Genomic DNA, 24,093 nt, shown 5'->3' with positions numbered 1-24,093 from the left:
GCGGTGAACGTCACCGCGAGCACCTGGCTGGGCGCGACGTGACCGCCGGCGACCAGGTGCGCGATCCGGCGGGTGATGGTGCGGGTCTTACCGGTACCCGCGCCGGCCAGCACGCACACCGGGCCGCGGGCGGCCAGTACTGCCTCCCGCTGCTCATCGTCCAGATCGCCCAGGGCGGGCGAGGGAGCCTCCAACGGCATGCGGTCCATGATGTCAGGGACCGGTGACAGTCTCGGGCCCGGCGTGGCCCGGGCCTACTGCTGCCGGCTCAGCCACTGTTCGAAGGTGGTCGGCGCGATGCGCGCGCCGTCGCCGGGCAGCAGCGCATTGCCCGCCATCTCGACACCGAAGATCGACGACCACGTCGGCACCAGCGTCACCTGCCTGCCACGAACCGAAAGGGTCCGCCGGGCCATGTCCACGAGATCCTGCGTCTGCGGGCCGGCCACGTCGGCATGGCGGCCCTGCGGGTCGCCGACCACGACCTCGGCCAGCACGTCCGCGATGTCGTCCGGATCGATGGGCTGCACCAACAGCGGCGCGATCGGCGCGGTGGCACCGTCGGGGCCGTCCTGTTCGGTCCAGCCCACCACCATCTCGGCGAAATCATGGAACTGGGTGGCGGGCACGACCGTCCACGGCACCGGCCCCGCCGCGACCAGCCGCTCCTGCTCACGCTTTCCGGCGTAGTGCGGATTGCCGTCGATGTCGTGGATCCCCACGATCGACAACAGCACGTGATGCGCCACCCCGGCCCGGTCCTCGGCGGCGAGCAGGTTGGCGGTGGCGGTGCCCAGGTAATCCACGGTGCTGTCCCGGTCGGTGGGCGGGGCGCTGATCGCGTCGACGACCGCGCGCACCCCGGCCAGTGCCGCGTCCAGACCCTGGCCCGTGGACAGGTCCACCCCGTTCGAGCGGCTGATCGCCACCACCTCGTGTCCTGCGCCCTGCAGGGCGGCGACCACCCGCGCCCCGATGTTTCCCGTCGCGCCTGCCACTGCGATTCGCATGATGCCTCCCGTTCCGTGTGACCACCTATCTCGGACTATATAGGTCCGTAATATCTGTAATAAAGTACGAGTTGTGAAACTCCCCGTGGCCACCGAGTGGGCGCTGCATTGCGCGACGTCACTGGCGCAGCTCGAGCCGGGCACCACCGCATCGGCTGCCGACCTCGCGGAGTACTTCGACCTGCCCGCCGCCTATCTGGCCAAACAGCTGCAGGCGCTGACCCGCGCGGGCGTACTGACTGCGACAACCGGTCCCCGCGGCGGCTTCCGGCTGGGCCGGGCACCCACCGACATCACACTGCTGCACATCGTCGAGGCTGTCGACGGCGCATCGGCGCCGTACGAATGCCGCGAGATCCGCAAGCAGGGCCGCGGCGCCCTCCCCAGCAGCTGGTGTCGCCACGAGTGCATCCTCGCGGTGAAAATGGCTGATGCCCACCAGGCCTGGCGGGCCAGCCTCGACGGCGTCACCCTCGCCGACATCCTCGCCGACATTCCGACCGCGGCGCCTGCACGCACCCGAAAGCTGTTGGGCAGGCAGAGCTCATAGCAGGAGCCGGCGCAACTCCTCGCGGCCGCCGTCGTCGAGCGGCAACAACGGGAGACGCGGGTCTCCGACGCCCTGACCCAACAGATCGAGTCCACCCTTGATGGTGGTGGGCAGGCCGCCTGCCACGATGAACTCCAGGAAGGGCTTGAGTTCGGTGTAGATGGCCTCGGCCTTCGTCCAGTCTCCGGCCTGTGCCGCTGCGTAGAGGTCCAGGCACGGCTGCGGCAGCAGGTTCGGCGCCGCCGTGCACCAGCCCTTGGCCCCCGCCTTGAAGGCCTTGAGAATCATCGGGTTGCTGCCGTTGTAGAACGGCAGCTGGCCGCCGGTGAGCTCGGACAGGCGCTCCATGCGGGTGATGTCGCCGGTGGATTCCTTGACCATGGTGACGTTGTCGATGTCGTTGAACATCTGAACCAGCAGTTCGGGCCGCATGTCGATGCCACTGGTGGCCGGGTTGTTGTAGACCATGATCGGAATGCCGATCGCGGCGCCGATCGCCGCGTAGTGCTGGGCGATCTCCCGCTCGGACAGTTTCCAGTAGGAGATGGGCAGCACCATCACCGCATCCGCGCCGGACCGCTCGGCGTACCGGGCCCGGCGAATGGTGTTGGCAGTGGTCAGATCCGAGGCCCCGATGATGACGGGCACCCGACTGTCGACCACGCCGATCGTGGTGTCGATGACTGCATCGAACTCGGCCTCGGTGAGATATGCCGACTCACCGGTGCTGCCGAGCGGGACGATCCCATGGGCTCCGCCGGTCACCAAACGGTCGACCAGGGCGGCAAGCTGGTCCGTGTCGATCTTGTGGTCTTCGGTGAAGGGCGTCACCGGATAAGCGAGAATTCCGTGGATCTCGGTGCTGGATGGCATGTTTCGGGTCCTTCTTTCGGTGCGATCGGGGGGCTGTTTTCAGGGTCAGCTGGTCAATGCGTCGGGATGATTGCGAAGCGCGCGGCGGGCGTAGTAGGCGAAGTTGGCCTGGCTGCGTTTGGGCCGCAGGGTCCAGTCGTGGGCCTCGCGGGCCAGTCGCGGCGGCAGGTCGGCGATCGTTCCCGCTGCCATGGCAGCCAGTTGCAGTTCGGCGCCGCGTTCGATCAGCATCGCCAGTGAGCACGACTCCTCGATGCTGGCTCCGGCGATCACGTGACCGTGGTGCGCCAACAGGATGGCTTTCTTGTCTCCCAGTGCGGCGCTGATGATCTCGCCCTCTTCATTGCCGACAGGAACTCCGGGCCAGTCGGCCAGAAAGGCGCAATCGTCATACAACGGTGCGATGTCCATCTGGGACACGTGCAACGGGACTTCCAGCATCGACAGCGCCGCGACGTGGAACGGATGGGTGTGCACGATGCACTGCACATCCGGCCGCGCGCGGTAGATCCAGGTGTGGAAACGATTGGCGGGGTTGGCCATTCCCCCACCTTCGAGGACGTTCAGATCCTCGTCGACGAGCAGCAGATTGTCGTCGGTGATCTCGTCGAAACCCAAACCGAGTCGCTGGGTGTAGTAGGTACCCGGTTTCTCGGCTCGCGCGGTGATCTGGCCCGCCAGACCTGAGTCGTGGCCGGCGTCGAACAGGGCCCGGCACGTCAGGGCCAGCTTCTGCCGCGTCGTCAGCGTGGACTCCTCGATATGGGTCGACAGACCATCGAGTGCGCGCTGCATCAGAACTTGTTTCGAATCACCAAGCGTGGTGGTCATCTCGGCATACCTTTCGCGTTGAGGGACCGGCGACACAATCTCGACCATAGGACACATTGTGTCCTACCGTCAACATCCCAAATGCAGACAGCCGAAACCATCGCGCGTCTACAGGCAGACGGCAAGCGGGTGATCATCAACAGAGTCGGCAGCGGCCCGCTCAGTGAGTGCGCGGTGACCGATGTCCGTGCCGTCGTCGTACGCCCGCAGGCGAAAACGGTCACCATTCACGGCCTGCCGGATTTCGAACCCATCCAGACGGTGCACGTCAACCTCACATGCTGACGAACCGCGCCTGCGTCGCAAGGACGTCAGCCGTCAGCGGTTGCGGCTGTACTCGGTGTGGGTGATCACCAGAACCTCGCTGGGCGTGCTTCCCCGCTGCCGCAATTGGTGAGGCAAGGAGGCGTCGAAGTACGCGCAATCGCCGGTTTCCAAGGTGACCAACTCGTCCTGGTAACGCAGCTCCACCACGCCGGCGTGGACGAACACCAACTCCTGCCCGGCGTGTTCTGGATGCGGGTGCTCCGCGAACTTGAGTGTCGGCCGGACGATGAACGGCGACATCGACTTTCCGAGCATGCCGGCGGCCACCGCCTGATACCGGTTGTCCCCCCGCTCGCCGGCACGATCGATCGACAACGTGGTGACAGCTGGATCCTCGGAAAACAGCTGTGCGACATCGACCTCGAGTGCACGGGCAACTTTCATCGCCACCGCGATCGACGGGGTGGATCGCTGTCGTTCGACCTTGGACAGGTAGCTCTTGGTCAGCCCGGTCGCCTCGGCGAGTTCCTCAAGGGTCATGCCCCGCTGTTGGCGCACGGCACGCAAGAGAGCGCTCATAACACCTCCTGCTCACGACGCCCGCTCCGCCCATGGTCCCATAGGACAACGGGTGTCATATCGTCGACATCCCGAATCCCCGACGGCGAGCCGATCAATTGCCGGTGCCGGTGACCAACGCCCAGAGACCGTCCGCCCCGGCGGCGGTGGCATGGTCGGTGAGCACCTGGTCCCAGTGCGCGACCGAGCCGTACTCCGAGCGCCAGGACAGCGCGGGCATCGTGAACTCGTGCAACCGGTGTTCAACCGTGGTGCCGATCGCACCGTGCACCTGATGGCCGTTGCGCACCACGACCGAGGTGGCATGTCCGACGCACGAACGTGCCACAGCGACAAAGAAATCCAGGTATGGCGAGGACCAGTCCGATCGCAACGCCTCGGCCAGGGCACCGTCGGTGGCCGCCCGGGCCAACGCCGACTCGGCGGCGATGTCGGCCACCAGATTCTGCACGGCCTGAAACTTGGCCAACGGACGGCCGAACTGGGTGCGTTCGCGGACGTGCGCCACCGACAGCTCCAGGATCCGGTCCAGCGCGGCGCACACCTGGACAGCGCGCACCAGAGCGGCCCGCTGCGTGAACTGTCCGACGACGTTGTCGGGCACCGGGTTCCCGGTCAAGGCCGAGAGGTCCGCGCGGACCTCGTCGCGAGGCTCCCCCGCGTTGTTGTGTCCTGCGGTGACCGACAGCGACGCGGTGTCCGCATCGGTCACGCGATAGCCGGTGCCGTCACGCCAGAGCAGCACCACCCGCGCGGAGTCCGCCGCCCAGGGCACACCATGTGCGACACCGGCGTCGTCGAGCAGACACGCGGTGCGTCGCGTGTCATCGACCCCCAGCCCCGCCGCCTCCAACAACCAGCAGGCCAGAAGATCATGTTCGGCCAGCGGGATTCTCACCCCGTGCGAGGCGGCCGCTCGCAGCAGCTCGACTGCCTCGGCCCAGCCGGCGCCACTGCCTCCGGACTCCTCGGACCCGGTGAGCCGGACCAGCCCGAGTTCCCCCAGCCGGCCCCACAATTCGGCGATGCCCTCACCAGGCTGATGCTGTTCGCGGTGCGCGGCGAAGACCGCCGACATCATCTCGACGAGTTCGGCGTCGACGACACTCATCAGCACCCTCTCTTCTTCGCGCAAGCGCTCATCAGCGCAACCCCAGTCCCCGCGCAATCACACCACGCAAAACCTCGTTCGTACCGCCACGCAGAGTGAACCCCGGACGTTGGACCACCGCATCGGCCAACATCGACCGGTACCCCTCGTCATCGGTCTCACCGAGTACGTCGGCGAAATCGGCGATGTCACCTTCGGTGGAGGTGCCCAGCACCTTGACCACCGCCGCCGCGGTATCAGCCGGTTCGTGACGCTCCAGCGCGCCGGCGACCGCCATCGACATCTGGTGCAGACCGGTGATGCGGCCCAGGTAGCGCCCCAGGTCGGTATGGCGGGGTAGAGATCCGTCACGCATGTGCGTAGCCATGTCGGCCAGTAGCGGGAACGTCGACAGGAAGCGCTCGGGCCCACTGCGTTCGAAGCTCAGCTCCGAGGTCACCTGCTGCCAGCCGTTGCCGATCGTGCCGAACACCATGGCGTCGGGCACGAACACCTCATCGAGGATCACCTCGTTGAAATGGTGCTTGCCGTTCATCGAGATGATCGGCCGGATGTCGACGCCCGGTGCCCGCAGATCGACGATGAACTGGCTCAGGCCGTCGTGCCGGTGCGCAGGATCCACCGGTGCGCTGCGGGCCAGGCAGATGAACGCATGCGCCAGATGCGCCCCCGACGTCCACACCTTGGCGCCGGTGATCGACCAACCACCGTCCACCTGGACCGCTTTGGTGCGCACGCTGGCCAGATCCGATCCGGAATCCGGCTCGCTCATCCCGATTCCGAAGTAGCACTCGCCTTTGGCTATGGCGGGCAAGAACTTTCGCCGCTGTTCCTCGGTGCCGTACTTGAGCAACGACGGAACGATCTGGCGGTCGGCGATCCAGTGCGCCCCGACCGGAGCCCCGGCGGCCAGCAGTTCCTCGGTGACCACGAACCGCTCCTGGTGGCTGCGCCCGTGCCCGCCGTAGGAGACCGGCACCGTCATCCCCAGCCAACCGCGGGCCGCCAGTGCCCGGCTGAAGTCCTCGTCCCAACCGGTCAGCCAACTGTCCGCGTACCGGCCGATCTTGCCGGCCTGCTGCTGCTCGGCGACAAACTCCCGCACCTGCAGCCGCAACTCGTCGAGCGCATGCGGGTCGCCGGCTACCGGCGGCACCAACCTGGTCATGTTCAGCTCCGTCCACTGCGGATTAGCAACTTACCGCCGTAGGCCGGAGACCTGCGTCACCGCGGGCATGGGACGGCGGTTCGGCTACGTTATGTGCACTATGACTGCTACACCGACTGCTCTGACCATGTACACCACCACCTGGTGCGGTTACTGCTCGCGGCTCAAGACCGCGCTGAAGTCCGAGGGCATCTCGTGGACCGAGGTCGACATCGAGCAGGATCCGGCCGCAGCCGAGTTCGTCGGCTCCGTCAACGGCGGCAACCATGTGGTGCCGACCGTGAAGTTCGCCGACGGGTCGACGATGACCAACCCCACCATCAAGCAGGTCAAGGCCAAGCTCAGCTGATCGTCAGTCCAGGGCCGCCCAGGACTCGATGATCTCGCGGGCGATGGAGATCGAACCGGGCAGCAGCAGCCTCGAAGGCGAATCGCCGTCGGCCGCGCTCCAGTCCCCCTGATCGAGCGCCTCGCGGATCTCGGCCCGGGTGAACCAGTCGGCCTCGGCGATCTCGCCGTCGTTGAACGAGAACGGCTGTTCGGGGTCGCCGATGGCATGGAAGCCGACCATCAGCGACCGCGGGAACGGCCACGGCTGGCTGCCCAGGTACTTCACATCGGTCACCGTGAGGCCGACCTCCTCGGCGATCTCGCGCACCACACAGGTCTCGAAGGACTCTCCGGCCTCGACGAATCCGGCCAGGATCGAGAACAACCGTTCGGGCCACGCCGTCTGCCGGGCCAGCACCGCACGGTCGTGGCCGTCATGGACTAGGCAGATCACCGCCGGATCTATGCGCGGGAACTCCTCATGCCCACTGACCGGGTCGACCCGCGACCAGCCGCCTTTCGCCGACCTCGTCGCCGCACCGTCCACCGCACTGAACCGGGCCCGGTCATGCCAGTTCAGCAGCGCGGTGGCGGTCGCCACCAACTGCGCGCTGACGTCGTCGAAGACCTCACCGGCCCGGCGTAGATCGAGCACCTCGGCGGCCGCATCGGGGTCGTCGGGCGCCTCCAGCGCACTGCGGACTCCCCAGACGTGCCGCCCATCGCCCAGCCGACCCAGGAACACCGCGTGCTCCGGTGGCTTGTCGGCGCCCAGGCTCGAGGCCTTCCCGAGCACCACCTGGCCACCCGAGATCAGCACCTGGTTGCGTCGGTCGACCCGCAGCAACAGCGCGTCCTGCCAGCCCTCGGTTGCCGCATCGATATCGGTGCGCAGCGCATCGGCACGATCGGCACCGACCCGCGAGAGCAGGGGGACGTTGCGCAGGCCGAAGGTGAGGCGTTCGGTCATCCCCCGGTCGCTGCGCTCCTGCCCGCCGGCCGTCATCGCTCGGCGTCCGCACTGCGGATGTAGAGCAGCCGGTCCCCGGCCTCCAGCGCATCGACCTCCGGCGCATCGACCCGCACCAGACGGCCGCCGCGCACCACACCCAGCACGATGTCGTGCAGGTGCCGTGGTGAGCCGCCCTCCTCCTTGGGCGTCACCTCACGTTCGGCGATGGCGAAGCCGGCATCTGGGGTCAGCAGATCCTCCATCATCTCCACCACGCTCGGGGTCTGCGTCGCGATACCGAGCAGCCGACCGGCGGTCTCGGACGACACCACCGTGGAGTCCGCACCGGACTGCTTGAGCAGATGCAGGTTGTCCGATTCCCGCACCGCCGCGATGATCTTGGCCTTGGGCGCCAATTCGCGGGCGGTCAGCGTGACCAGCACCGCGCTGGCGTCGTTGTCCGCCGCCACGATGATCGACCTGGCGTGCTGGGCCCCGGCCAGTCGCAGGACACCGGAGTTGGTGGCGTCGCCGTGCACGGTCACCAGCCCAGCGGCCTTGGCGCGTTCCAGTGCGGCCGCGTTCTCGTCGACGACGACGATGTCGGCCGGGGAGACCTCATCGCCGACCATCGCCGCGACCGCCGTGCGGCCCTTGGTGCCGTATCCGACGACGACGGTGTGGTTACGCACTTTGTTCCTCCATCGCTGAATCTTCAGCGCCTGCCGGGATTGGGTGGTCAGGGTTTCCACGGTGGTACCGATGAGAACGATCAGGAAGGCCACCCGCAGCGGCGTGATGACGATGACGTTGACCAGACGTGCCGAATCCGTATACGGCGTGATGTCGCCGTACCCGGTCGTCGACAGTGACACCGTCGCGTAGTAGAGGCAGTCCAGGAACGAGAGCGGATTGTTGACGTCCGGGGCGCTGTCGTTGTCCCGGTAGCCGTAGCGATCCGCGTAGACGATGAGCACTGCGGCGAACAACGCCCCCAAGGCGTACAGCACCCGCATGAAGATCTTGCGAGCCGGACTGACGAACGGCTCGGGGATGCGCAACACATCGACGAGCGCGGCGTCCGGGCGCGAGGTCAGGTTCGAGTCGATCGCGGCGAGGCGGCGCCGCAGCCTGCCTTTAGCCACGCGACCCCATCATCGAGCAAAGCGCCCCGGGACGCGCCGGGATCAATCTGATCAGACGCACGCCACAATGTAACCATGACCGCACCCCAGCCTCAGCGGATCTCCTCCGCACCCGCCGCCCAACGCATGGCAGCCCTGCTCCTGGGCATGGGCACGCTGCACTTCGTCGCGCCCAAGCCGTTCGACGCCATCATCCCGGCCGAGCTACCGGGCAGCGCCCGCTTCTACACCTATGCCTCCGGGGTGGGTGAGCTGGCCACCGGTGCCTTGGTGGCCGTGCCCCGCACCCGGCGGCTCGGCGCGCTGGCCGCCGTGGCGTTGTTCATCGCCGTGTTCCCCGGGAACGTGAACATGGTCCGGCTGTGGTGGGACAAGCCATGGCCCATGCGGATCGTGGCGATCGCCCGGCTGCCGCTGCAGATCCCGATGATCACCTGGGCTCTGCGGGTGTACCGCAACTCCTAGTCGCATACACCTGACTCGCCGGCTGCCCAGAATGTCTGGGCGGCAGCCTGTTTCGTTGCCCGGCCCGGCCCCGAGCGCCGCCTCGGCCAAGTTTGGCAAGGCTAACGTTGCTGGTGGCGTGTGGTTTTCGCCGATATCGTCAGACCGTGACGAATCCCAGCCATCCGTCCGAGCCGCACGTGGGTTCACTGGCGTCGAGACTGAACTGGCTTCGCGCCGGAGTTTTGGGCGCGAACGACGGCATCGTCTCCACAGCCGGCATCGTCGTGGGCGTGGCAGCCGCCACGGTGGAGAAGGCGCCGATCCTGACCGCCGGTATCGCCGGCCTGGCCGCGGGCGCGGTGTCGATGGCGTTGGGTGAGTACGTCTCGGTGAGCACGCAGCGTGACACCGAACGAGCATTGCTGCGCAAGGAACGCCGCGAGTTGCGCGACGACCCGGCCGCCGAATTGGACGAGTTGACCGCACTCTACGAGGCGAAGGGCTTGTCGACGACGACCGCGCGCACCGTGGCCGAGGAGCTCACCGACCACGATGCGTTCGCCGCGCACGCCGAGGTCGAATTGGGGATCGATCCCAAGGATCTGACGAATCCGTGGCAGGCTGCCGCGTCTTCTGCGCTGTCGTTCACCATCGGTGCGCTGTTGCCGTTGATGGCGATCCTGATTCCGCCGACGACATGGCGCATCCCGGTGACCGTGGTGGCGGTGCTGCTGGCGCTGATGCTCACCGGGGCGGTGTCGGCCGGGCTGGGTGGAGCACCGCAGGGACGCGCGGTGCTGCGCAACGTGATCGGTGGCGGTCTGGCCCTGGTGATCACCTATCTGATCGGCCTCTTGGTGGGGACCGCCATCACCTGACCACTTCGCATCATCCCGACCAGCCAAGGAGTCCAGTGACAGTCTTCAACGGCCTGCCCGCCCACGTCCTGCTCGTCCACGCACTGGTCGTACTCGTGCCGCTGACCGCGGCGCTGGAGATGCTCTGCGCGCTGTGGCCGGCCGCCCGCAGAGGTCATCTGTTGTGGCTCACGCTCGTCCTGGCCGTCGTGACAACGGTTTTGACGCCGCTCACGACATACGCCGGCGAATGGCTCTACGACCTGCGACCCGCTCACGATGCCGTGCTGGAAGAGCACGCCGAGCGCGGCGACACCATGATCTACTTCTCGCTCGCACTACTGGTCGTCGCACTGGCACTGGTGGGATTGCATTTCGCCGAACGGCGCGACGACCGCCGACGGCTGGCGTACAACAGCGTTGTCGCGGTCGTCGCCGTGGTCGTGGGAGTGACCTCGATCGTTCAGATCTACCGGATCGGTGATCTCGGCGCACGGTCGGTCTGGGGATCCGAGATCGCCAACCTGACCTCGGCCGGCGACGGCTAGGACTGCTGCGCGAGATCCGGCGAACCGGTCGTGGGGTCGGTCAGCAATGCCACGAGTTCGTCCTCACCGGGCAGCGATTCGGGGCTGACGGTCTTTCCCGAGCGCACGTAGTGGAACGCGGCCCGCACCGATTCCGGCGGGCACCCGCGCAGTGCCGCCCACGCCAGGCGGTAGACCGCGAGCTGAACTGCCGCCTGCGCCATGGCTTCCGGTGTGGCCGGGGGTTCGCCGGTCTTCCAGTCCACCACGGTGGTGGTGCCGTCCTCCTGCGCGAACACCGCGTCGATGCGGCCACGCACGACAGTGGTCCGGGTCCGCCCGATGGCCATGTCGAACGGCACCTCCACCTCGATCGGGGTGCGTGCGGCCCACGGTGACATGACGAAGGCGTCCTGCAGCTCGGACAGTTCGGCTGCACTGGCGCGCCCGCTGTCGCCGTCCACCGCGCCGGGCAGGTCGTCGAGGTCGAACAGCCGCTCGGAGTGGAAGAACCGCTGCACCCATTCGTGGAAGGCGGTGCCCAGCAGGGCATGCGGGTCCGGACGTTGGGGCAACCGCCGGTGCAGGCGCTGCAAGGCGGCCTGCCGATCACGGCTGAGCTCCACCAACGTGCTGACCGAAAGCTGACCGGGCAGTTCGGCCGGGGCGACCTGCGGCGCGCGATCCCGTTCCGCCAGTAGCGCATCGACGTCGGCGGCCCAGCCCTCCCCGTCGGCCACGTCGTCGGGCGCGCTGCCGTCGTGGCCACCGTCGCCGGCCAACGCCTGCGCCACCAGCGCCGCGCCCCGGTCGACGTCAGAGGCCCTGGCCGGCGCCGCAGGCCAGATCGCTTCGACAGCCTTGTCCCGCAACGGGTTCACCTCACCGGCCGGCGGATCCGGAGCCCACTGGTCGATCTCGCCACACGGGTGCCCCTGCGCGGCGGCATCCTCCACGATGGCCTTGATCTCACAGAGGAATTCCGACGGCCCGCGCGGCTTGCTCTCGGTCGCACCCCAGTGGTGCCCTGAGATCAACAGGGTGTCCTCGGACCGGGTGATCGCCACGTAGAGCAGCCGACGCTCCTCGTCGACACGGCGTTGTTCGAGGCTCCCCTTGTGATCGGAGATCTTGTCCGACAGGATCTTCCGGTCGTTGATGTCCGAGGTGTCGAGCACCGGTACACCGAGCTCCGATTCGGTCGCGCGATCACCGCGCAGCAGCGGCGGCAGATCCGACGGGTCCGTCAGCCACGTGCGGGCCGACGCCGTCGACGGGAACACCCGGCCACTCAGATGCGGAACGGCCACCACCTGCCATTCCAGTCCCTTGGCGGCATGCACGGTGAGGATCTGCACCCGATCGTGTGACACCGTCAATTCGGCAGGGGCCAGACCGTTCTCCACTTCGGCTGCCACATCCAGATAGGCGAGCAGCGCGAGCACCGACCCGCCGGGCCGACCGGCGAAATCGGCCACGAGGTCACAGAACGTGTCGAGGTTCTCGGTCCCCGTCCAGCCCGCGGCCACGGGGCGCGCCGCGCGAGCCTCGGCATCCAGTCCGGCGACACGTCGCACCTCGGCCACCAGCTCGGGCAGCAGGTGGCTCAAATGCGCACGCAGTATGGTCAGCTCGCGCCCGAGTGCCTCGATCCGCCGATGGCCGGCCGGCGAATAGTGTTCGGCGACACCAGGATCGCAGATCGCGTCGGCCAGGCAGGCCGAGTCGGCATCCGGGGCGGCCTGTGCCACGATCTCGGCGGGGCTGGGCTCCCCCACCGACCTGTCGTCCAATTCCCTGGCGCGCCGCCACAACGCGGCGATGTCCCGCGCTCCGAACCGCCATCGCGGCCCGGTCAGCACCCGCATCACCGCCGACCCCGCGGCGGGGTCGGCCACCAGCCGCAGCATCGCGACCAGATCGGCCACCTCGGGCACGGCCAGCAGTCCGGCCACACCGACCACCTCGACCGGTACGCCGCGGGAGCTCAGCGCCTCGGCCATCGGCGCGGCGTCGGCGTTGCGTCGCACCAGCACCGCAGCGGTGGGTGTGGCCGCATCCTGAGCCACCGCGCCGTGATAGATCCCGGCCATATGGTCTGCCACCCAGTCACGTTCGGTCTCGACATCGGACAGCAGTGCGCACCGGATGGTGCCGGGCTCGGCGTCAGGCCGGGGCCGCAGCTCATGCACCGTCACCGAACGGCGGCGCGCCTCCGCCGACACCGCGTTGGCCAGATGCAGGGCACTCGGCGGGTTGCGCCAGCTGGTCCGCAGTTCCAGGGTGGGGGCCGGCGTCCCGTCGGCGAGCGGAAAGTCCGTCGTGAACCGGGGCAAGTTCGTCGCCGACGCGCCCCGCCAACCGTAGATCGACTGGATCGGATCACCTACTGCGGTGAGCGCCAGGCCGTCGTCGACGCCGCCACCGAACAACGAGGACAACGCCACCCGCTGCGCGTGCCCGGTGTCCTGGTATTCGTCGAGCAGCACCACCCGGAAACGTTGGCGCAGTTGCTCACCGACCTGCGGGAACTTCGAGGCGAGCCGCGCCGCCGCGGACATCTGCATACCGAAATCCATCACTTTGTCGGCACGCATCCGCTGGTGCAGCGCATCGATCAACGGCACCAGTTCGGTGCGCTCGGTCTGGGTGGCCAGCATTTTCAACAGCCACTGGCTGGGCCCGCGGTCACGTTGATACGGCCCGGCGGGCAGGGTGTGCACCAGGCGCTCCAGCTCCACATGGGTGTCACACAGCTGGTCGGTGTCGACCAGATGCTCGGCGAGCGCACCTGACAGGCGTAGAACCATGTCGGTGACGGCGGCCGGCGTCTTCTCGATGGCCAGCTCCCCCGGGTGCGCACACACCACTTCGAACGCCAGCTGCCACAGCTCCGTTTCGCTGAGCAGCCGCGTGTCCGGTTCGACCGGGAGCAGCAACCCGTGCTCGCGCAGCAGCGTGCCGGCGAATGCGTGATAGGTGCTGACGGTGGCGGTCTCGTCGGCGCCACCGGCGACCGGAGCCAGACCGGCTCCGGCGAGCCGGGCCAGCCGGGTGCGGACCCGGCGCAACAACTGGCCTGCGGCCTTACGGGTGAAGGTCAGCCCCAGCACCTGCGATGGCGTGGCATAGCCGTTGGCCACCAACCAGACCACGCGCGCCGCCATGGTCTCGGTCTTACCGGCGCCCGCGCCGGCGATCACCACAACGGGCCCGGGCGGCGCGGAGATCACCGCGGCCTGTTCCTCGGTCGGCGGGAACAGGCCCAGCGCGGTGGACAATTCGGCCGGGCTGTAGCGCACGCCGGCCGGAGCGGTTCCCGTCATGACCGGTCCCCGACAGCCTGGGCCGGGCACGATGAACGCACCGGGCAGTTCGCGCAGCCGTCGTTGACCCTGGCCGCGAACTGCGGCCCGGCCGTGGCGGCCGCCGCGGTCGCCACGGTGCCCAACCAGTCGGAGCGGGAGTCAGGTGTCATCGGATCCTGTTCGCGTTCGGTGGCGCCGGCCGCCCCCGCCTTGCCCAGGTATACCAACCGGCCCCCGCCCGGCTCATCGCCGTGCGGCAACAACCCCGCGGCCACCGCGAGCTGATAGGTGGCCAGCTGGGCGTGCTTCTGCGCGTCGCCCTTGGTGACCGGGCTCTTGCCGGTCTTGAGGTCGACGACGACGAGCCGGTCCGCCCGGTCACGCTCGAGGCGGTCCAGCCGGCCCCGTACCTGAACGCCCGGCCCGTCGGGTCCCGGTTCGACGATCACGCCGTCGACGTCGATCTCGGTGGCGACCTCGGTCAACTGGTCCCGCGAGTCCGCGCGCCAGCGGGTGAAGGTCTCCAGCATCGCCCGGTGCCGCGACAACTCGTTGTCCGAATACCACTTCGCCTCGAAAGGCAGGTCTTCCCAGACCTTTTGCAGGTCGTTGACCAGCTGGCTCTCGGTCTTGCCGGAGTCGGAGACCAACGCGTGCAGCAACGACCCGACCGTCGAGCGTACATCGCGCCCGTCGCTGCCGCCGTGGCGCTCCAACAGCCAACGCAGCGGGCAGTCGGTGAGCATCTGCAGTGTCGACGGCGACAGCTTCACCACGTGTTCGGGATCCGACCACAGTGGCTCCTCGGTGGACAGCGCAGTCATGGTGTGCCACTGCGACGGGTCGGCCCCGGGCACCCCTGCGGCGGCCAGCCTGGCCAATTGAGTTGCCGCACAAGACCGGGACTCGTCATCGACGGCCCCTTCCGGCGCGCACACCACGGCCCGCAGCCGGCCGACCACCGCCGAGGGCAGCAGCACCCGCGGCGCGGCCAATGGTGGCAGCGGTACGGATTCAGTCGCCACCTCGGCCAGTTCGGCACAGAACGGCGAGGGCAGCAGCGAGTCGTCGCCACCGTCGCTGTCCACCGCGGTCACCAACAGCCGGGTCCGGGCCCGGCCCATGGCGGCCATCAACAACCGTCGCTCCTCGGCCAGCAGCGGTGCCCGGGTCGACACCGCACGGTCATCCGGGGCGGCCACCCCGTCGAGCACATCCACCAGATTCTGCGTACCCAGGATGCCGCCACGCGGAACAGTGTTGGGCCACAACCCTTCCTGCACGCCGGCGATCACCACGAAGTCCCAATCCCGGCCGAGGGCGGCATGCGCGCTGAGCACCGCAACCGCCTCGGTCTGCGGGCTCGGATCCGAGGCCGACATCGACGTTCCCAGCGTCGCCACGTGGTCCACGAGCCCACGCAGTGACGCCCCCGCGGTGCGGCTCACGTATTGGTCGGCCACATCGAACAATGCCGTCACGGCGTCCAGATCCCGGTCCGCCTGCGCTCCGATGGTGCCGCCCCGCTCGCTGGCTGCCAGCCAGCGCGGCTGCAGCCGGCACGCGTTCCAGGCCTGCCACAGGGTGTAGCGCGGATCGGCGCCGTCACGCCGGCTGCGGCGGGCGGCGGTCAGCACCGAGCGGAGCCGGCGCAGCGGCTTGACGTGTTCGGCCGACAAACCGGCCGGCTCCGTGCCGATCGCGGCGACCAGCAGATCGGTGAAATCCCGTGGCGGCGTGGAACCATCGGCCCGGCGCAGCGCCCGGCGCAACTGCCGCAGGGTCACCGGATCGACCCGGCCGATCGGACCGGTGAGCAGGCTGACCGCGCTGTCGCCGTCCAGCTGCCCGCACGCGGTCACTTCCAGCACCGTCAGCAGGGCGGCGACCGCGGGCTGTTGCGCGAGCCCGAGATCGCCGCCCGTCGACTGCACGGGCACGCCGGCCCCGCTCAGCGCCCGCGCCAGCCCCGCACCCACCCGCGGAATCGAACGCACGACCACAGCCATCTCCGACCACGGCACGCCGTCCACCAGGTGGGCGCGACGCAGGGCATCGGCGATGAAGGCGTTCTCGGCGTGCGGTGTGGCCGCCATCCGCAGCGTCACCTCTCCTTGCCCGCGCTCCGGGTTGCCCTCCAGCACGCGGCCGGGCCCGACGCCGGGCAGCCGGCGCGCGATACCCGAGATGGCCGAGGCCACCGCGGGGGCACAGCGGTGCGAGTGGGTGAGGGTGATCGCCGGGGTGTCCTCGCCGCCGTGATCGCGCAACAACATCGGATCGGCGCCGCGATACCCGAACACCGACTGGTCGGGATCGCCTGCGATGACCGTCAGGCCTGACCGGGCGGCCAGCACCCGGACCAACAGGGCGGCCTGCGGGTCGAGGTGCTGAGCGTCGTCGACCAGCAGCAGGCTGATCCGCGAGCGCTCGGCGGCCAGCAGGTCGGCGTCGGTCCCGAGCGCCTCCAGCGCCGCGCCGACGAGTTCGGCCGCGCCCAGAGCCGGCACCGTGGCCTGCGGTGCGGCCATGCCCACCGCCGACCGCAGCAGCATGATCTGCTCATACGCCTGGGCAAACCGGCCCGCCGCCAACCATTCCGGACGCCCGGCCGAGCGGCCCAGCCGTTGCAGGGCACGCGGATCGACACCGCGCTCGGTGCAGCGGGCCAGCAGATCACGCAGCTCGGTGGCGAAACCCGCGGTGCTCAGCGCCGGCCACAGCTGCTCGGGCCAGCCCACGGGCGAATCGGCACCGTCCTCCAGGTCGCCGGCCAGCAGCTCGCGGATGATGCCGTCCTGCTCGGCGGTGGTGATCAGCCGCGGCGGCGGATCACCGTTGCGTTGGGCCGCCAGCCTCAGTAGCGCGAAGGCATACGAGTGCACGGTGCGCACCAGCGGTTCCCGCACCACACCGTGGGTCCCGGCCCCGAGCAGCCGCGCGGTGATGGCGGCCCTGGCCTCCGAGCGCATCCGGGCCGAACCGGTCAACAACAACACCGACTCGGGATCGGTGCCTGCCGCGATGTGCTCGACCGCGGTGCTGACCAACAGCGAGCTCTTGCCGGTGCCCGGGCCGCCCAGCACCCGCACCACACCGTCGCGCCCTGGTACCAGCAGCTCGGTGCCTGCCAGGGCGGGCTGGACGTGGTGTGCGGTCATGGGATGCATGACACCAGAAGGGACCGACAAGTAGCGGAGCGGATTGGAGCGAATGGCCCGACAAGTAGCGGAGCGCGAGCTCTGGCAGCATCTATGGAATGTCAGCCGAGAAGTTGCACGTCCACCGCTACGGCCCCGACCAGCCGCCCCGGCTGTTGCTCATCCACGGTTTGACCGGGCATGGCCAACGCTGGAAGACCCTGGCCGAACAGCACCTGCCCGAGCTGGCGCTGCTCGCCCCCGATCTGCTCGGGCACGGCCGCTCGTCATGGGCTGCCCCGTGGACGCTCGACGCCAACGTCGAGGCCCTGGCCTCGCTACTGGACGGCCCCACCCTGGTGGCCGGGCATTCGTTCGGTGGTGCGGTGGCGCTCAATCTCGCTGCCGCACATCCGGATCTGGTCAGCGGGCTGGTGTTGCTGGACCCCGCCGTCGAGCTCGACGGCGAATGGATGCGTGAGATCGCCGACAGCATGATGGCCTCGCCCGACTATCCCGACCGCGCCGAGGCCCGCGCCGAGAAAGCCAACGGTTCGTGGGGCGAGGTGGCCCCGGAAGAGTTGGAGCGTGACCTTGACGAGCATCTCGTCGAACTTCCCGACGGCCGCTACGGGTGGCGGATCAGCGTCCCGGCCATGATGTCCTACTGGAGCGAGTTGGCCCGCCCGGTTGCCCTGCCGCACAAGGGCACTCCCACGGTCCTGGTCCGCGCCACCCGCACCAGCCCGCCATACGCGCGCGACGGTCTCATCGGCGCGCTGAGCGGGCACCTCGGTCCGGATTTCACTCTGCTGGACTGGGATTGCGACCACATGGTGGCCCAGGCCAAACCGGCCGAGACCGCGAAACTGATCCTCGAGCAATTGGGCTGACATGCCCGCCGTGACCGAGGAACAGGTGGAGACCGTACGGGCGCTGGTCGCCGCGATCCCGTCCGGCAAGGTGTCGACCTATGGCGACATCGCCGATGCCGCAGACCTTTCCAGCGCACGGATCGTCGCCTGGATCATGCGGACCGATTCGTCGGACCTGCCCTGGCACCGGGTGATTCTCGCCTCGGGGCGTCCCGCACCGCATCTGGCGACCCGGCAGCTGGAACGGCTGCGCGCCGAGGGGGTGCTGGCCGTCGACGGGCGGGTACGCCTGTCCGAGTACCGGCACCGGTTCTGACCGCGAGCAGGCGAGTTACAGGATCAGCCGCACGAGCGAGGCGGTGCGCGCCAGGCCAGGGAAGGCGGCCGCGGTGGACCGGGGGTGCAGCGCGTGCACGGCCAGCCGGAACATCAACGCCCGCAACAGCATCTGCGGCCATTCCGGTAGCGACTGCCATCGCTCGATCAGGCCGTCGTCGGCGTCGCCCCAGGACAACGCGTCGACCACCACCACGCCCGCGGCCCACGGTGCCGGGCGCCAGTACGGCGTGATGTCGGTGATCCCGGGCGCCGCCGTCCCGGCGAAAAGCACTGTGCCGTAGAGGTCGCCGTGGACCAGTTGACTCGCACTCCTGGTCGGCCTGCGCAGACCGGCCAACTGATTGATCAGCTCCACAGAGCGTTGGCCGTCCGACGAGCCGGGCGAAACCCTGGCACCGGGCGGCAACGAGTGCAACGGCCGATCCTCCCACGCAGCCCGGTCGGCGGCGATGAAGACGTCGACATCGGCCCAGGGTGCGACCGGTGGCTGCGTGAGGAAGCGCGGCCGCTCCAACTTCGCCGTGGCCTCGTGCAATCGCACTGCCGCCGATACCACCTCGTCATGACGGGGTTCGGGCGTGCCCGCGACGAAGGTGTCCGCCCGCCATCCGGCGACCACGTAACGACCGTCGGTCGAGCGCACCGGGCGGGCGAGCCGCACGCCGTCGATGAACAGCGACTCCCGCACCTTCGCCGACCACGCCGCACGGGCGTGCTCGGGCACCATCGACATCACAACCTCGCCGCAGCGCCAGCCACCCTCCCAGCTAGAGCCGAGCGGTACCGGGCGCACCCCGGACAGGCCGAACGCCGCCAGCACATGTTCCGGCGGCCGTTCCACACTCACAGCCTCAGCCTAAGGTGTTGACCGGCAAACCAGCCGTCAGTACATCACCATGTCGGGCTCGAGTTGCTTGGCCCAGGCCACAATTCCGCCCTGCAGATGCAGCGCGTCGGAAAAACCGGCCTTCTTGACGATGGCGAGCACCTCGGCCGAACGGATCCCGGTCTTGCAGTACAGCACCGGTGTCCGGTCCACCGCGAGTTTGGCCAACGCGTCACCGGACTCGAACGTCGGCTTCGGGATGAGCTCGGCACCCTCGATGTGATTGATATCCCACTCGACGGGTTCGCGGACATCGATCAGCGCCAACGGTTTCCCGGAGTCGATGAGTTCCTTCAGCTCCAGCGGGGTGATCGTGGAGTCGGCCGCAGCGGCCGCAGCCTCGTCGGAGACGACACCGCAGAACGCCTCGTAGTCGATGAGCTCGGTGATCTTCGGTGTGGCCGGATCCTTGCGGATTCGGATGGTCCGGTACGACATCTCCAGTGCGTCGTACACCATGAGGCGGCCGAGCAGCGGTTCGCCGATGCCGGTGATGAGCTTGATGGCCTCGGTACCCATCACCGACGCGATCGACGCGCAGAGGATGCCGAGCACCCCGCCCTCGGCGCACGAGGGCACCATGCCCGGTGGCGGCGGCTCGGGATAGAGGTCGCGGTAGTTGAGGCCCAGCCCGTCGGGCGCGTCCTCCCAGAACACCGACACCTGGCCTTCGAACCGGTAGATCGAGCCCCACACGTAGGGCTTGCCGGCCAGCACCGCGGCGTCGTTCACCAGGTAACGGGTGGCGAAGTTGTCGGTGCCGTCCAGGATCAGGTCGTACTGGCTGAACAGCTCCACCGCGTTGTCCGGCTCCAACCGGAACTCATGCAGGTTCACCGTCACCAGCGGGTTGATCTCCAGAACCGATTCCTTGGCGCTCTGCGCCTTGGACCGGCCGATGTCGGACTGGCCGTGGATGATCTGGCGCTGCAGGTTGGACTCGTCGACCACGTCGAACTCGACGATGCCGATGGTGCCCACACCCGCCGCGGCCAGGTACAGCAGGGTCGGCGACCCCAGTCCCCCGGCCCCGATCACCAGAACCTTGGCGTTTTTCAGCCTCTTCTGCCCGATCACGCCGACGTCCGGAATGATCAGGTGCCGGCTGTAGCGCGTGACCTCTTCCCGCGTCAGCTCGGCGGCCGGCTCAACCAACGGCGGTAACGACACGTCCAAATTCGCGGACACCGTATGTCTCCTCAGTTTCACTGGTCAGTTCATCGTCCCAGCTGCTCGTATCCACAACGGTAATCCGGTGCCCATGCTTCCCGCCGTCCGGCTACCGCGACCGTGGACAAGACACTTCGGGCCCGGGTCACGACGTCGGCACGGCGTGGGGAATCCCACCACAGGCCGGGCAGCTATGCGATCGGGTAGGGCCAGGGGTTGAACCGGCAGGTCAGGCCGTCCGCCTTGACGGTTCCCGGGTCGAACTTGGCGGCGTCGTCGTTCGAGGTGGAGAACGTCTGCTGCATCATGATCGGCGCCAGCTTTCCGTTGGCCTCGCAGGCCTCGTGCCGCTGGTAGCCGATGGCGTGACCAACCTCATGGTTGATCAGGTACTGCCGATAGGAGCCGATGTCCCCCTGGAACGGCACCGCGCCGCGGACCCACCGGGCCTCGTTGACGAACACCCTGGGTTGATTCCCGTCGTAGGACGGGTTGTAGCACGACGATTCCAGCTCGATGTCGTACCCGCAGCCCTCCCGCACCGTCATCGGGGAGGTGAGTGACACCCGGAAATCGGGTTCGACGCCACTGCCGGCATCCAAGCGGGTGAACGCGAACAGCCCGTTGTGCGTCCAGCTCTTCGGGTTGGCCAGGGTCTCACTGACCATGTGGGCGAAACCTTCGTCGCCGCCGAATGCGGTGGTGTCCACGCCGTCCTCGACCTCGACGGTGTAGGTGAAGGATTTCGTGGTGCCGTCACCGATCTTGGGGGTGGTGCCCGGCACGATCCGCCAGGTCCGCGCCCCGGCCTCGGTGAATTGACCGCCCGCGGGCAGGATCCCGGTGGGCAGGTTCGCGTCGAACTGGGTCAGCCCTTTGGGCGGTGCTCCGATGATCGCGGTGCTGGCCACGTCGATGGTGGGCGGGCCCTGCACCGGACCCTCCTCCTCCTGGGCGGAGTGTGGGGCGCTGGTGCCCGTGACGGTCTGGTACATCACCACCACGGTCAGCACGATCAGCACCGGCAACGCATACGCGCGCCAGCCGTAGGTGGACACGAAGCGGCCGATCCACGTCTGCTTACGCCACTGCTGGTGGTCGTCCCGATTGGATCTCGCACGTCCTGAATCGGCGGCAATCGGATCTCGCTGAGCGCGTAGCGGCTCCCGCCACTCATTGCGTAGCGCCGGGACACGGCCACCCCCGCGACGTCCCGGGTCGTAGGTCACCGGACCAGAATGGCACAGACTCCTGTGGATCGGTTCTCAGCGCAGCTATGCCGTGACCTCGCCGGTGTCATTTCGAAACTCGTCCCCGTTTCTCTGACGACCGCGCGGCGAAAGTGGACCGCCACGGTAGTAGTGTCGGTGCGATCAGCGGCTCGGAAGAACATGTCCAAGTGCGCCAGAGCAATACAGATTGAGGACCTGATGAGCGATCTCGCCAACACCGCCGAGAGGCGAGGTGACAAGCCGGCGACCGGTGGTCGACGCGGCAATCGTCTGCCTCGTGATGAGCGGCGGGGACAGCTGTTGGCAGCCGCCAGTGAGGTGTTCGTCGAACGTGGTTACCACGCAGCGGGTATGGACGAGATCGCCGAACGCGCGGGCGTGAGCAAGCCTGTTCTGTATCAACACTTTTCGTCGAAGCTCGAGCTGTACCTGGCGGTGCTTCAGCGGCACGTCGACAATCTCGTGTCCGGTGTGCGCCAGGCGCTGCGCACCACCACCGACAACCGGCAGCGGTTGCGCGCGGCAGTCGAGGCGTTCTTCGATTTCATCGAGCACGACAGCCAGGGCTACCGGCTGATCTTCGAGAACGACTATGTCAGCGAGCCACAGGTGGCGGCGCAGGTGAAGGTTGCCACCGAGGCGTGCACCGACGCGGTATTCGATCTGATCAGCCGGGATTCCGGTCTGGAGGCGCACCGCGCCAGGATGATCGCGGTCGGATTGGTGGCCATCAGCGTCGACTCGGCGCGGTACTGGCTGACCAATGACCGGCCGATCGACCGGAACACGGCCGTGGACGGCACGGTGCAGTTCGCCTGGGGCGGACTGTCACACGTGCCACTCACCCGGTCCTGATCTCAGGCGGATTCCGCTCCGACCCCGAAACCAACCCGGCGCACATCCGCGGCGCCGATCTCGACGTAGGCGATCCGGCTGTTCTGCACCAGGAATCGCCGCCCCTTCTCATCGGTCAGCGCGAGCACACCCGAATCCTTGGCGAGTGCCTCGGTTACCTGCTGCTCCACCTCGGTGGGTGTCTGCGCGCTGTTGAAGGTGAGCTCGCGCGGGCTGTCCGTGACACCAATTTTGACCTCCACGCTGGACCCTTCTTTCTTTCTCGCGTCGTTTGTCGACTTCCCTGAGCAGGCTAGTGGACAGCGGGGACCCGCCGCCGCCAGCGGTCTGGCCCGGAGGTACGCCGTGCGCGAAACGCAGATACCGAACCGAGTCCGGACCGTGACCGACACGCACCGAGCTCAACCTCATCTGTCACTTCTGCCTCGATAGCATCAGTTTCGATATTGGACGAGACGACTGGGGCACCCGCATGACCAGGCATTATTCGCCGTACGACACCACCTCGACCGAGCGGTTCGGGGACCGCCCGTATGAGCCGAGCGGGTACTCCGGCCAGACCCCTGACTACAACACGGACTACTCGACCGACGCCGACACGGACTACGGGTACGACGCCGACTACGACGACGAGGTCACGTTCTACGAGGATCCCATCGACCGGCGCTGGATCTGGGTGGCCGCCGTCGCCGGCGCGATCCTGCTGGTCGCGGTGATCTGCACCGTGGTGATCCTGGGCGGCGGCGACAGCGGCTCGGTATCGGCCACGCTGACCTCGCCCTCGGCGCAGCCGACCCAGACCACCCAACCGGCCCAGGACGCCAGCACGAAGCCGGTTCCGCCACGGGCAGCGCCGACGGCGCCGCTGTCACCCGAGACCGTGACCACCTTGACGCCGGCACCCAGCGCGACCGCCGCACCCGCGCCGGCAGCGCCGCCCGAAGCGGCCCCGCCCGCGGGCGTTGCGACCCCGAACGCCGTCACCTACCGCGTGACCGGCAACCGCCAGCTCATCGACCTGGTGACCATCGTCTACACCGACGAGCAGGGCGCACTGCAGACCGACATCAACGTCGCGCTGCCCTGGGCCAAGACCGTGGTGCTCAACCCGGGTGTCACGCTCAAGTCGGTGACCGCGACGAGCGTCGCAGGGCAGCTCAACTGCTCGATCACCGACGCGTCCGGCGCCGTGCTCGTGGCGCAGGCCAACAACACCATGATCACCACCTGCACGCAGTAGCGACCGAACCGAGCAGTGCCGACTGGGTCTGGCGGAACTACGCCAGGCCCAGTTCCTGCATCCGGGACTGGTGGGTGTTCTGCAGCCGGCTGAAGAACTCGGCCAGCTGCGTCAGGCCCTCACCGCTGGACATCACGAGGTCGACGAGTTCGTCGTGATCGGCGAGCACGAACTGGGCCTGGGTGACGGCCTCTCCGAGGAGGCGACGCGCCCACAGCGCGAGCCGGTGCCGCTGACGATCGCTGGCCGTCACCGCGGCACGCACCTCGGCGACCACGAACTGCGAATGCCCGGTTTCGGACAGCACCGCACGCACCACCGAGGCCACCTGTTCGGGCAGTGCGTCGGCGATCTCCAGATAAAAGTCCGCGGCGAGCGCATCGCCGATGTAGGTCTTGACC

26 protein-coding genes are annotated in these 24,093 nt (G+C 68.2%); 10 read left to right on the top strand and 16 right to left on the bottom strand.

The features are described from left to right. Positions 1–209, bottom strand: a 209-nt coding sequence (locus tag TX88_RS35055; protein ID WP_044516812.1) for a UvrD-helicase domain-containing protein, incomplete at its 3' end; no start/stop codon positions are given. A gap of 45 nt (positions 210–254) precedes the next feature. Further along, positions 255–1,010, bottom strand: a complete 756-nt coding sequence (locus TX88_RS11250; RefSeq protein ID WP_044516811.1) for an SDR family oxidoreductase — start codon at positions 1,008–1,010, stop codon at positions 255–257. A gap of 73 nt (positions 1,011–1,083) precedes the next feature. Between TX88_RS11250 and TX88_RS11245 the strand changes: the two genes are divergently transcribed. After that, complete coding sequence (locus TX88_RS11245; RefSeq protein WP_044516810.1) at positions 1,084–1,560, top strand: RrF2 family transcriptional regulator; 477 nt, start codon at positions 1,084–1,086, stop codon at positions 1,558–1,560. On the opposite strand, the gene TX88_RS11240 is transcribed toward TX88_RS11245, so the two are convergent. Next, entirely contained in the window at positions 1,555–2,433 is an 879-nt protein-coding gene (locus TX88_RS11240; protein ID WP_044516808.1) for a dihydrodipicolinate synthase family protein, read from the bottom strand. The two genes, TX88_RS11245 and TX88_RS11240, sit on opposite strands and share 6 nt — an antisense overlap. 45 nt (positions 2,434–2,478) lie before the next feature. Next, the gene (locus TX88_RS11235; protein WP_044519309.1) at positions 2,479–3,264 is read right to left on the bottom strand and encodes an aldolase; all 786 of its coding nucleotides are present in this window, start codon (positions 3,262–3,264) and stop codon (positions 2,479–2,481) included. An 81-nt stretch (positions 3,265–3,345) separates the two neighbouring features. Between TX88_RS11235 and TX88_RS11230 the strand changes: the two genes are divergently transcribed. Beyond that, complete coding sequence (locus TX88_RS11230) at positions 3,346–3,549, top strand: hypothetical protein (protein WP_044516807.1); 204 nt, start codon at positions 3,346–3,348, stop codon at positions 3,547–3,549. Between the two features lie 33 nt (positions 3,550–3,582). Here the strand turns inward: TX88_RS11230 and TX88_RS11225 are convergent, their stop codons facing one another. The 3 genes from TX88_RS11225 to TX88_RS11215 all read right to left on the bottom strand — a co-directional run bounded on the left by TX88_RS11225 (position 3,583) and on the right by TX88_RS11215 (position 6,395). After that, positions 3,583–4,110 carry a helix-turn-helix domain-containing protein gene (locus tag TX88_RS11225; RefSeq protein WP_044516805.1) on the bottom strand — a complete coding sequence of 176 codons (528 nt, stop codon included), beginning with the start codon at positions 4,108–4,110 and terminating at the stop codon, positions 3,583–3,585. Positions 4,111–4,204: 94 nt separating this feature from the next. Continuing rightward, the gene (locus TX88_RS11220) at positions 4,205–5,227 is read right to left on the bottom strand and encodes an acyl-CoA dehydrogenase family protein (RefSeq protein WP_409365858.1); all 1,023 of its coding nucleotides are present in this window, start codon (positions 5,225–5,227) and stop codon (positions 4,205–4,207) included. A gap of 25 nt (positions 5,228–5,252) precedes the next feature. Continuing rightward, positions 5,253–6,395, bottom strand: coding sequence for an acyl-CoA dehydrogenase family protein (locus TX88_RS11215; RefSeq protein ID WP_044516802.1), 1,143 nt, complete (start codon positions 6,393–6,395; stop codon positions 5,253–5,255). Positions 6,396–6,489: 94 nt separating this feature from the next. Here TX88_RS11215 and TX88_RS11210 point away from each other — a divergent pair, with 94 nt between their 5' ends. Then, positions 6,490–6,738: a mycoredoxin gene (locus TX88_RS11210; RefSeq protein WP_044516800.1), complete on the top strand. Its 249-nt coding sequence runs from the start codon at positions 6,490–6,492 to the stop codon at positions 6,736–6,738. Between the two features lie 3 nt (positions 6,739–6,741). Here the strand turns inward: TX88_RS11210 and nudC are convergent, their stop codons facing one another. Both nudC and TX88_RS11200 read right to left on the bottom strand, forming a co-directional pair. Then, entirely contained in the window at positions 6,742–7,689 is a 948-nt protein-coding gene (gene nudC, locus TX88_RS11205; protein WP_044519308.1) for an NAD(+) diphosphatase, read from the bottom strand. Between the two features lie 32 nt (positions 7,690–7,721). Next, positions 7,722–8,816: a potassium channel family protein gene (locus TX88_RS11200; protein WP_044516799.1), complete on the bottom strand. Its 1,095-nt coding sequence runs from the start codon at positions 8,814–8,816 to the stop codon at positions 7,722–7,724. 75 nt (positions 8,817–8,891) lie between these two features. Between TX88_RS11200 and TX88_RS11195 the strand changes: the two genes are divergently transcribed. The 3 genes from TX88_RS11195 to TX88_RS11185 all read left to right on the top strand — a co-directional run bounded on the left by TX88_RS11195 (position 8,892) and on the right by TX88_RS11185 (position 10,668). Continuing rightward, positions 8,892–9,281, top strand: coding sequence for a DoxX family protein (locus TX88_RS11195; protein ID WP_044516797.1), 390 nt, complete (start codon positions 8,892–8,894; stop codon positions 9,279–9,281). A 146-nt stretch (positions 9,282–9,427) separates the two neighbouring features. Continuing rightward, positions 9,428–10,141 (top strand): VIT1/CCC1 transporter family protein, encoded by a 714-nt coding sequence (locus TX88_RS11190; protein ID WP_044516795.1) that lies wholly within the window; start codon positions 9,428–9,430, stop codon positions 10,139–10,141. A 35-nt stretch (positions 10,142–10,176) separates the two neighbouring features. Continuing rightward, the gene (locus TX88_RS11185; protein ID WP_044516793.1) at positions 10,177–10,668 is read left to right on the top strand and encodes a DUF2231 domain-containing protein; all 492 of its coding nucleotides are present in this window, start codon (positions 10,177–10,179) and stop codon (positions 10,666–10,668) included. On the opposite strand, the gene TX88_RS11180 is transcribed toward TX88_RS11185, so the two are convergent. Both TX88_RS11180 and TX88_RS11175 read right to left on the bottom strand, forming a co-directional pair. Continuing rightward, positions 10,665–13,973 carry an ATP-dependent helicase gene (locus tag TX88_RS11180; protein ID WP_044516791.1) on the bottom strand — a complete coding sequence of 1,103 codons (3,309 nt, stop codon included), beginning with the start codon at positions 13,971–13,973 and terminating at the stop codon, positions 10,665–10,667. The genes TX88_RS11185 and TX88_RS11180 overlap by 4 nt on opposite strands. Continuing rightward, positions 13,970–17,116 carry an ATP-dependent helicase gene (locus tag TX88_RS11175; protein WP_044516790.1) on the bottom strand — a complete coding sequence of 1,049 codons (3,147 nt, stop codon included), beginning with the start codon at positions 17,114–17,116 and terminating at the stop codon, positions 13,970–13,972. The genes TX88_RS11180 and TX88_RS11175 overlap by 4 nt, the downstream gene beginning before the upstream one ends. Positions 17,117–17,214: 98 nt before the next feature. On the opposite strand from TX88_RS11175, the gene TX88_RS11170 reads away from it, so the two are divergent. Together TX88_RS11170 and TX88_RS11165 are read left to right on the top strand one after the other, a co-directional pair. Continuing rightward, a complete protein-coding gene (locus tag TX88_RS11170; RefSeq protein WP_044516788.1) occupies positions 17,215–17,988 on the top strand; it encodes an alpha/beta hydrolase in 774 nt (257 codons plus the stop codon). 1 nt (position 17,989) lies between these two features. After that, complete coding sequence (locus tag TX88_RS11165) at positions 17,990–18,286, top strand: MGMT family protein (protein WP_044516786.1); 297 nt, start codon at positions 17,990–17,992, stop codon at positions 18,284–18,286. A gap of 15 nt (positions 18,287–18,301) precedes the next feature. Here TX88_RS11165 and TX88_RS11160 read toward each other — a convergent pair whose 3' ends face one another. From TX88_RS11160 to TX88_RS11150, 3 genes are all read right to left on the bottom strand, one after another. Continuing rightward, positions 18,302–19,156 carry a TIGR02569 family protein gene (locus TX88_RS11160; protein ID WP_044516784.1) on the bottom strand — a complete coding sequence of 285 codons (855 nt, stop codon included), beginning with the start codon at positions 19,154–19,156 and terminating at the stop codon, positions 18,302–18,304. A gap of 36 nt (positions 19,157–19,192) precedes the next feature. Next, positions 19,193–20,371 carry an adenylyltransferase/sulfurtransferase MoeZ gene (moeZ, locus tag TX88_RS11155; protein ID WP_090432958.1) on the bottom strand — a complete coding sequence of 393 codons (1,179 nt, stop codon included), beginning with the start codon at positions 20,369–20,371 and terminating at the stop codon, positions 19,193–19,195. Between the two features lie 185 nt (positions 20,372–20,556). Next, on the bottom strand, positions 20,557–21,594 hold the full coding sequence (locus TX88_RS11150; RefSeq protein WP_044516782.1) for a DUF3152 domain-containing protein: 1,038 nt from the start codon (positions 21,592–21,594) through the stop codon (positions 20,557–20,559). A 201-nt stretch (positions 21,595–21,795) separates the two neighbouring features. Between TX88_RS11150 and TX88_RS11145 the strand changes: the two genes are divergently transcribed. Further along, on the top strand, positions 21,796–22,452 hold the full coding sequence (locus TX88_RS11145) for an HTH-type transcriptional activator FasR (protein WP_003882780.1): 657 nt from the start codon (positions 21,796–21,798) through the stop codon (positions 22,450–22,452). A 2-nt stretch (positions 22,453–22,454) separates the two neighbouring features. Here the strand turns inward: TX88_RS11145 and TX88_RS11140 are convergent, their stop codons facing one another. After that, on the bottom strand, positions 22,455–22,694 hold the full coding sequence (locus tag TX88_RS11140) for a DUF3107 domain-containing protein (protein ID WP_044516780.1): 240 nt from the start codon (positions 22,692–22,694) through the stop codon (positions 22,455–22,457). 230 nt (positions 22,695–22,924) lie between these two features. Here TX88_RS11140 and TX88_RS11135 point away from each other — a divergent pair, with 230 nt between their 5' ends. Beyond that, entirely contained in the window at positions 22,925–23,692 is a 768-nt protein-coding gene (locus tag TX88_RS11135; protein WP_044516778.1) for a hypothetical protein, read from the top strand. Between the two features lie 37 nt (positions 23,693–23,729). Here TX88_RS11135 and TX88_RS33815 read toward each other — a convergent pair. Next, positions 23,730–24,093 (bottom strand): ferritin-like fold-containing protein (locus TX88_RS33815; protein WP_044516776.1); only part of this gene is annotated, 364 nt, incomplete at its 5' end.

Origin of the sequence: Mycolicibacterium septicum DSM 44393 (assembly GCF_000455325.1) — a bacterium.
Lineage (GTDB): Bacteria > Actinomycetota > Actinomycetes > Mycobacteriales > Mycobacteriaceae > Mycobacterium > Mycobacterium septicum.
The sequence above is the reverse complement of the archived record's forward strand: the minus strand, read 5'-3'. Positions and strand labels throughout refer to the sequence as shown.

Coding starts and splice junctions, on each gene's coding strand:
- TX88_RS11250 (WP_044516811.1), bottom strand. CDS start 1,010: ATGCGAATCGCAGTGGCAGGCGCGACGGGAAACATCGGGGCGCGGGTG.
- TX88_RS11240 (WP_044516808.1), bottom strand. CDS start 2,433: ATGCCATCCAGCACCGAGATCCACGGAATTCTCGCTTATCCGGTGACG.
- TX88_RS11235 (WP_044519309.1), bottom strand. CDS start 3,264: ATGACCACCACGCTTGGTGATTCGAAACAAGTTCTGATGCAGCGCGCA.
- TX88_RS11230 (WP_044516807.1), top strand. CDS start 3,346: ATGCAGACAGCCGAAACCATCGCGCGTCTACAGGCAGACGGCAAGCGG.
- TX88_RS11225 (WP_044516805.1), bottom strand. CDS start 4,110: ATGAGCGCTCTCTTGCGTGCCGTGCGCCAACAGCGGGGCATGACCCTT.
- TX88_RS11210 (WP_044516800.1), top strand. CDS start 6,490: ATGACTGCTACACCGACTGCTCTGACCATGTACACCACCACCTGGTGC.
- nudC (WP_044519308.1), bottom strand. CDS start 7,689: ATGACCGAACGCCTCACCTTCGGCCTGCGCAACGTCCCCCTGCTCTCG.
- TX88_RS11195 (WP_044516797.1), top strand. CDS start 8,892: ATGACCGCACCCCAGCCTCAGCGGATCTCCTCCGCACCCGCCGCCCAA.
- TX88_RS11180 (WP_044516791.1), bottom strand. CDS start 13,973: ATGACGGGAACCGCTCCGGCCGGCGTGCGCTACAGCCCGGCCGAATTG.
- TX88_RS11175 (WP_044516790.1), bottom strand. CDS start 17,116: ATGACCGCACACCACGTCCAGCCCGCCCTGGCAGGCACCGAGCTGCTG.
- TX88_RS11170 (WP_044516788.1), top strand. CDS start 17,215: ATGTCAGCCGAGAAGTTGCACGTCCACCGCTACGGCCCCGACCAGCCG.
- TX88_RS11165 (WP_044516786.1), top strand. CDS start 17,990: ATGCCCGCCGTGACCGAGGAACAGGTGGAGACCGTACGGGCGCTGGTC.
- TX88_RS11145 (WP_003882780.1), top strand. CDS start 21,796: ATGAGCGATCTCGCCAACACCGCCGAGAGGCGAGGTGACAAGCCGGCG.
- TX88_RS11135 (WP_044516778.1), top strand. CDS start 22,925: ATGACCAGGCATTATTCGCCGTACGACACCACCTCGACCGAGCGGTTC.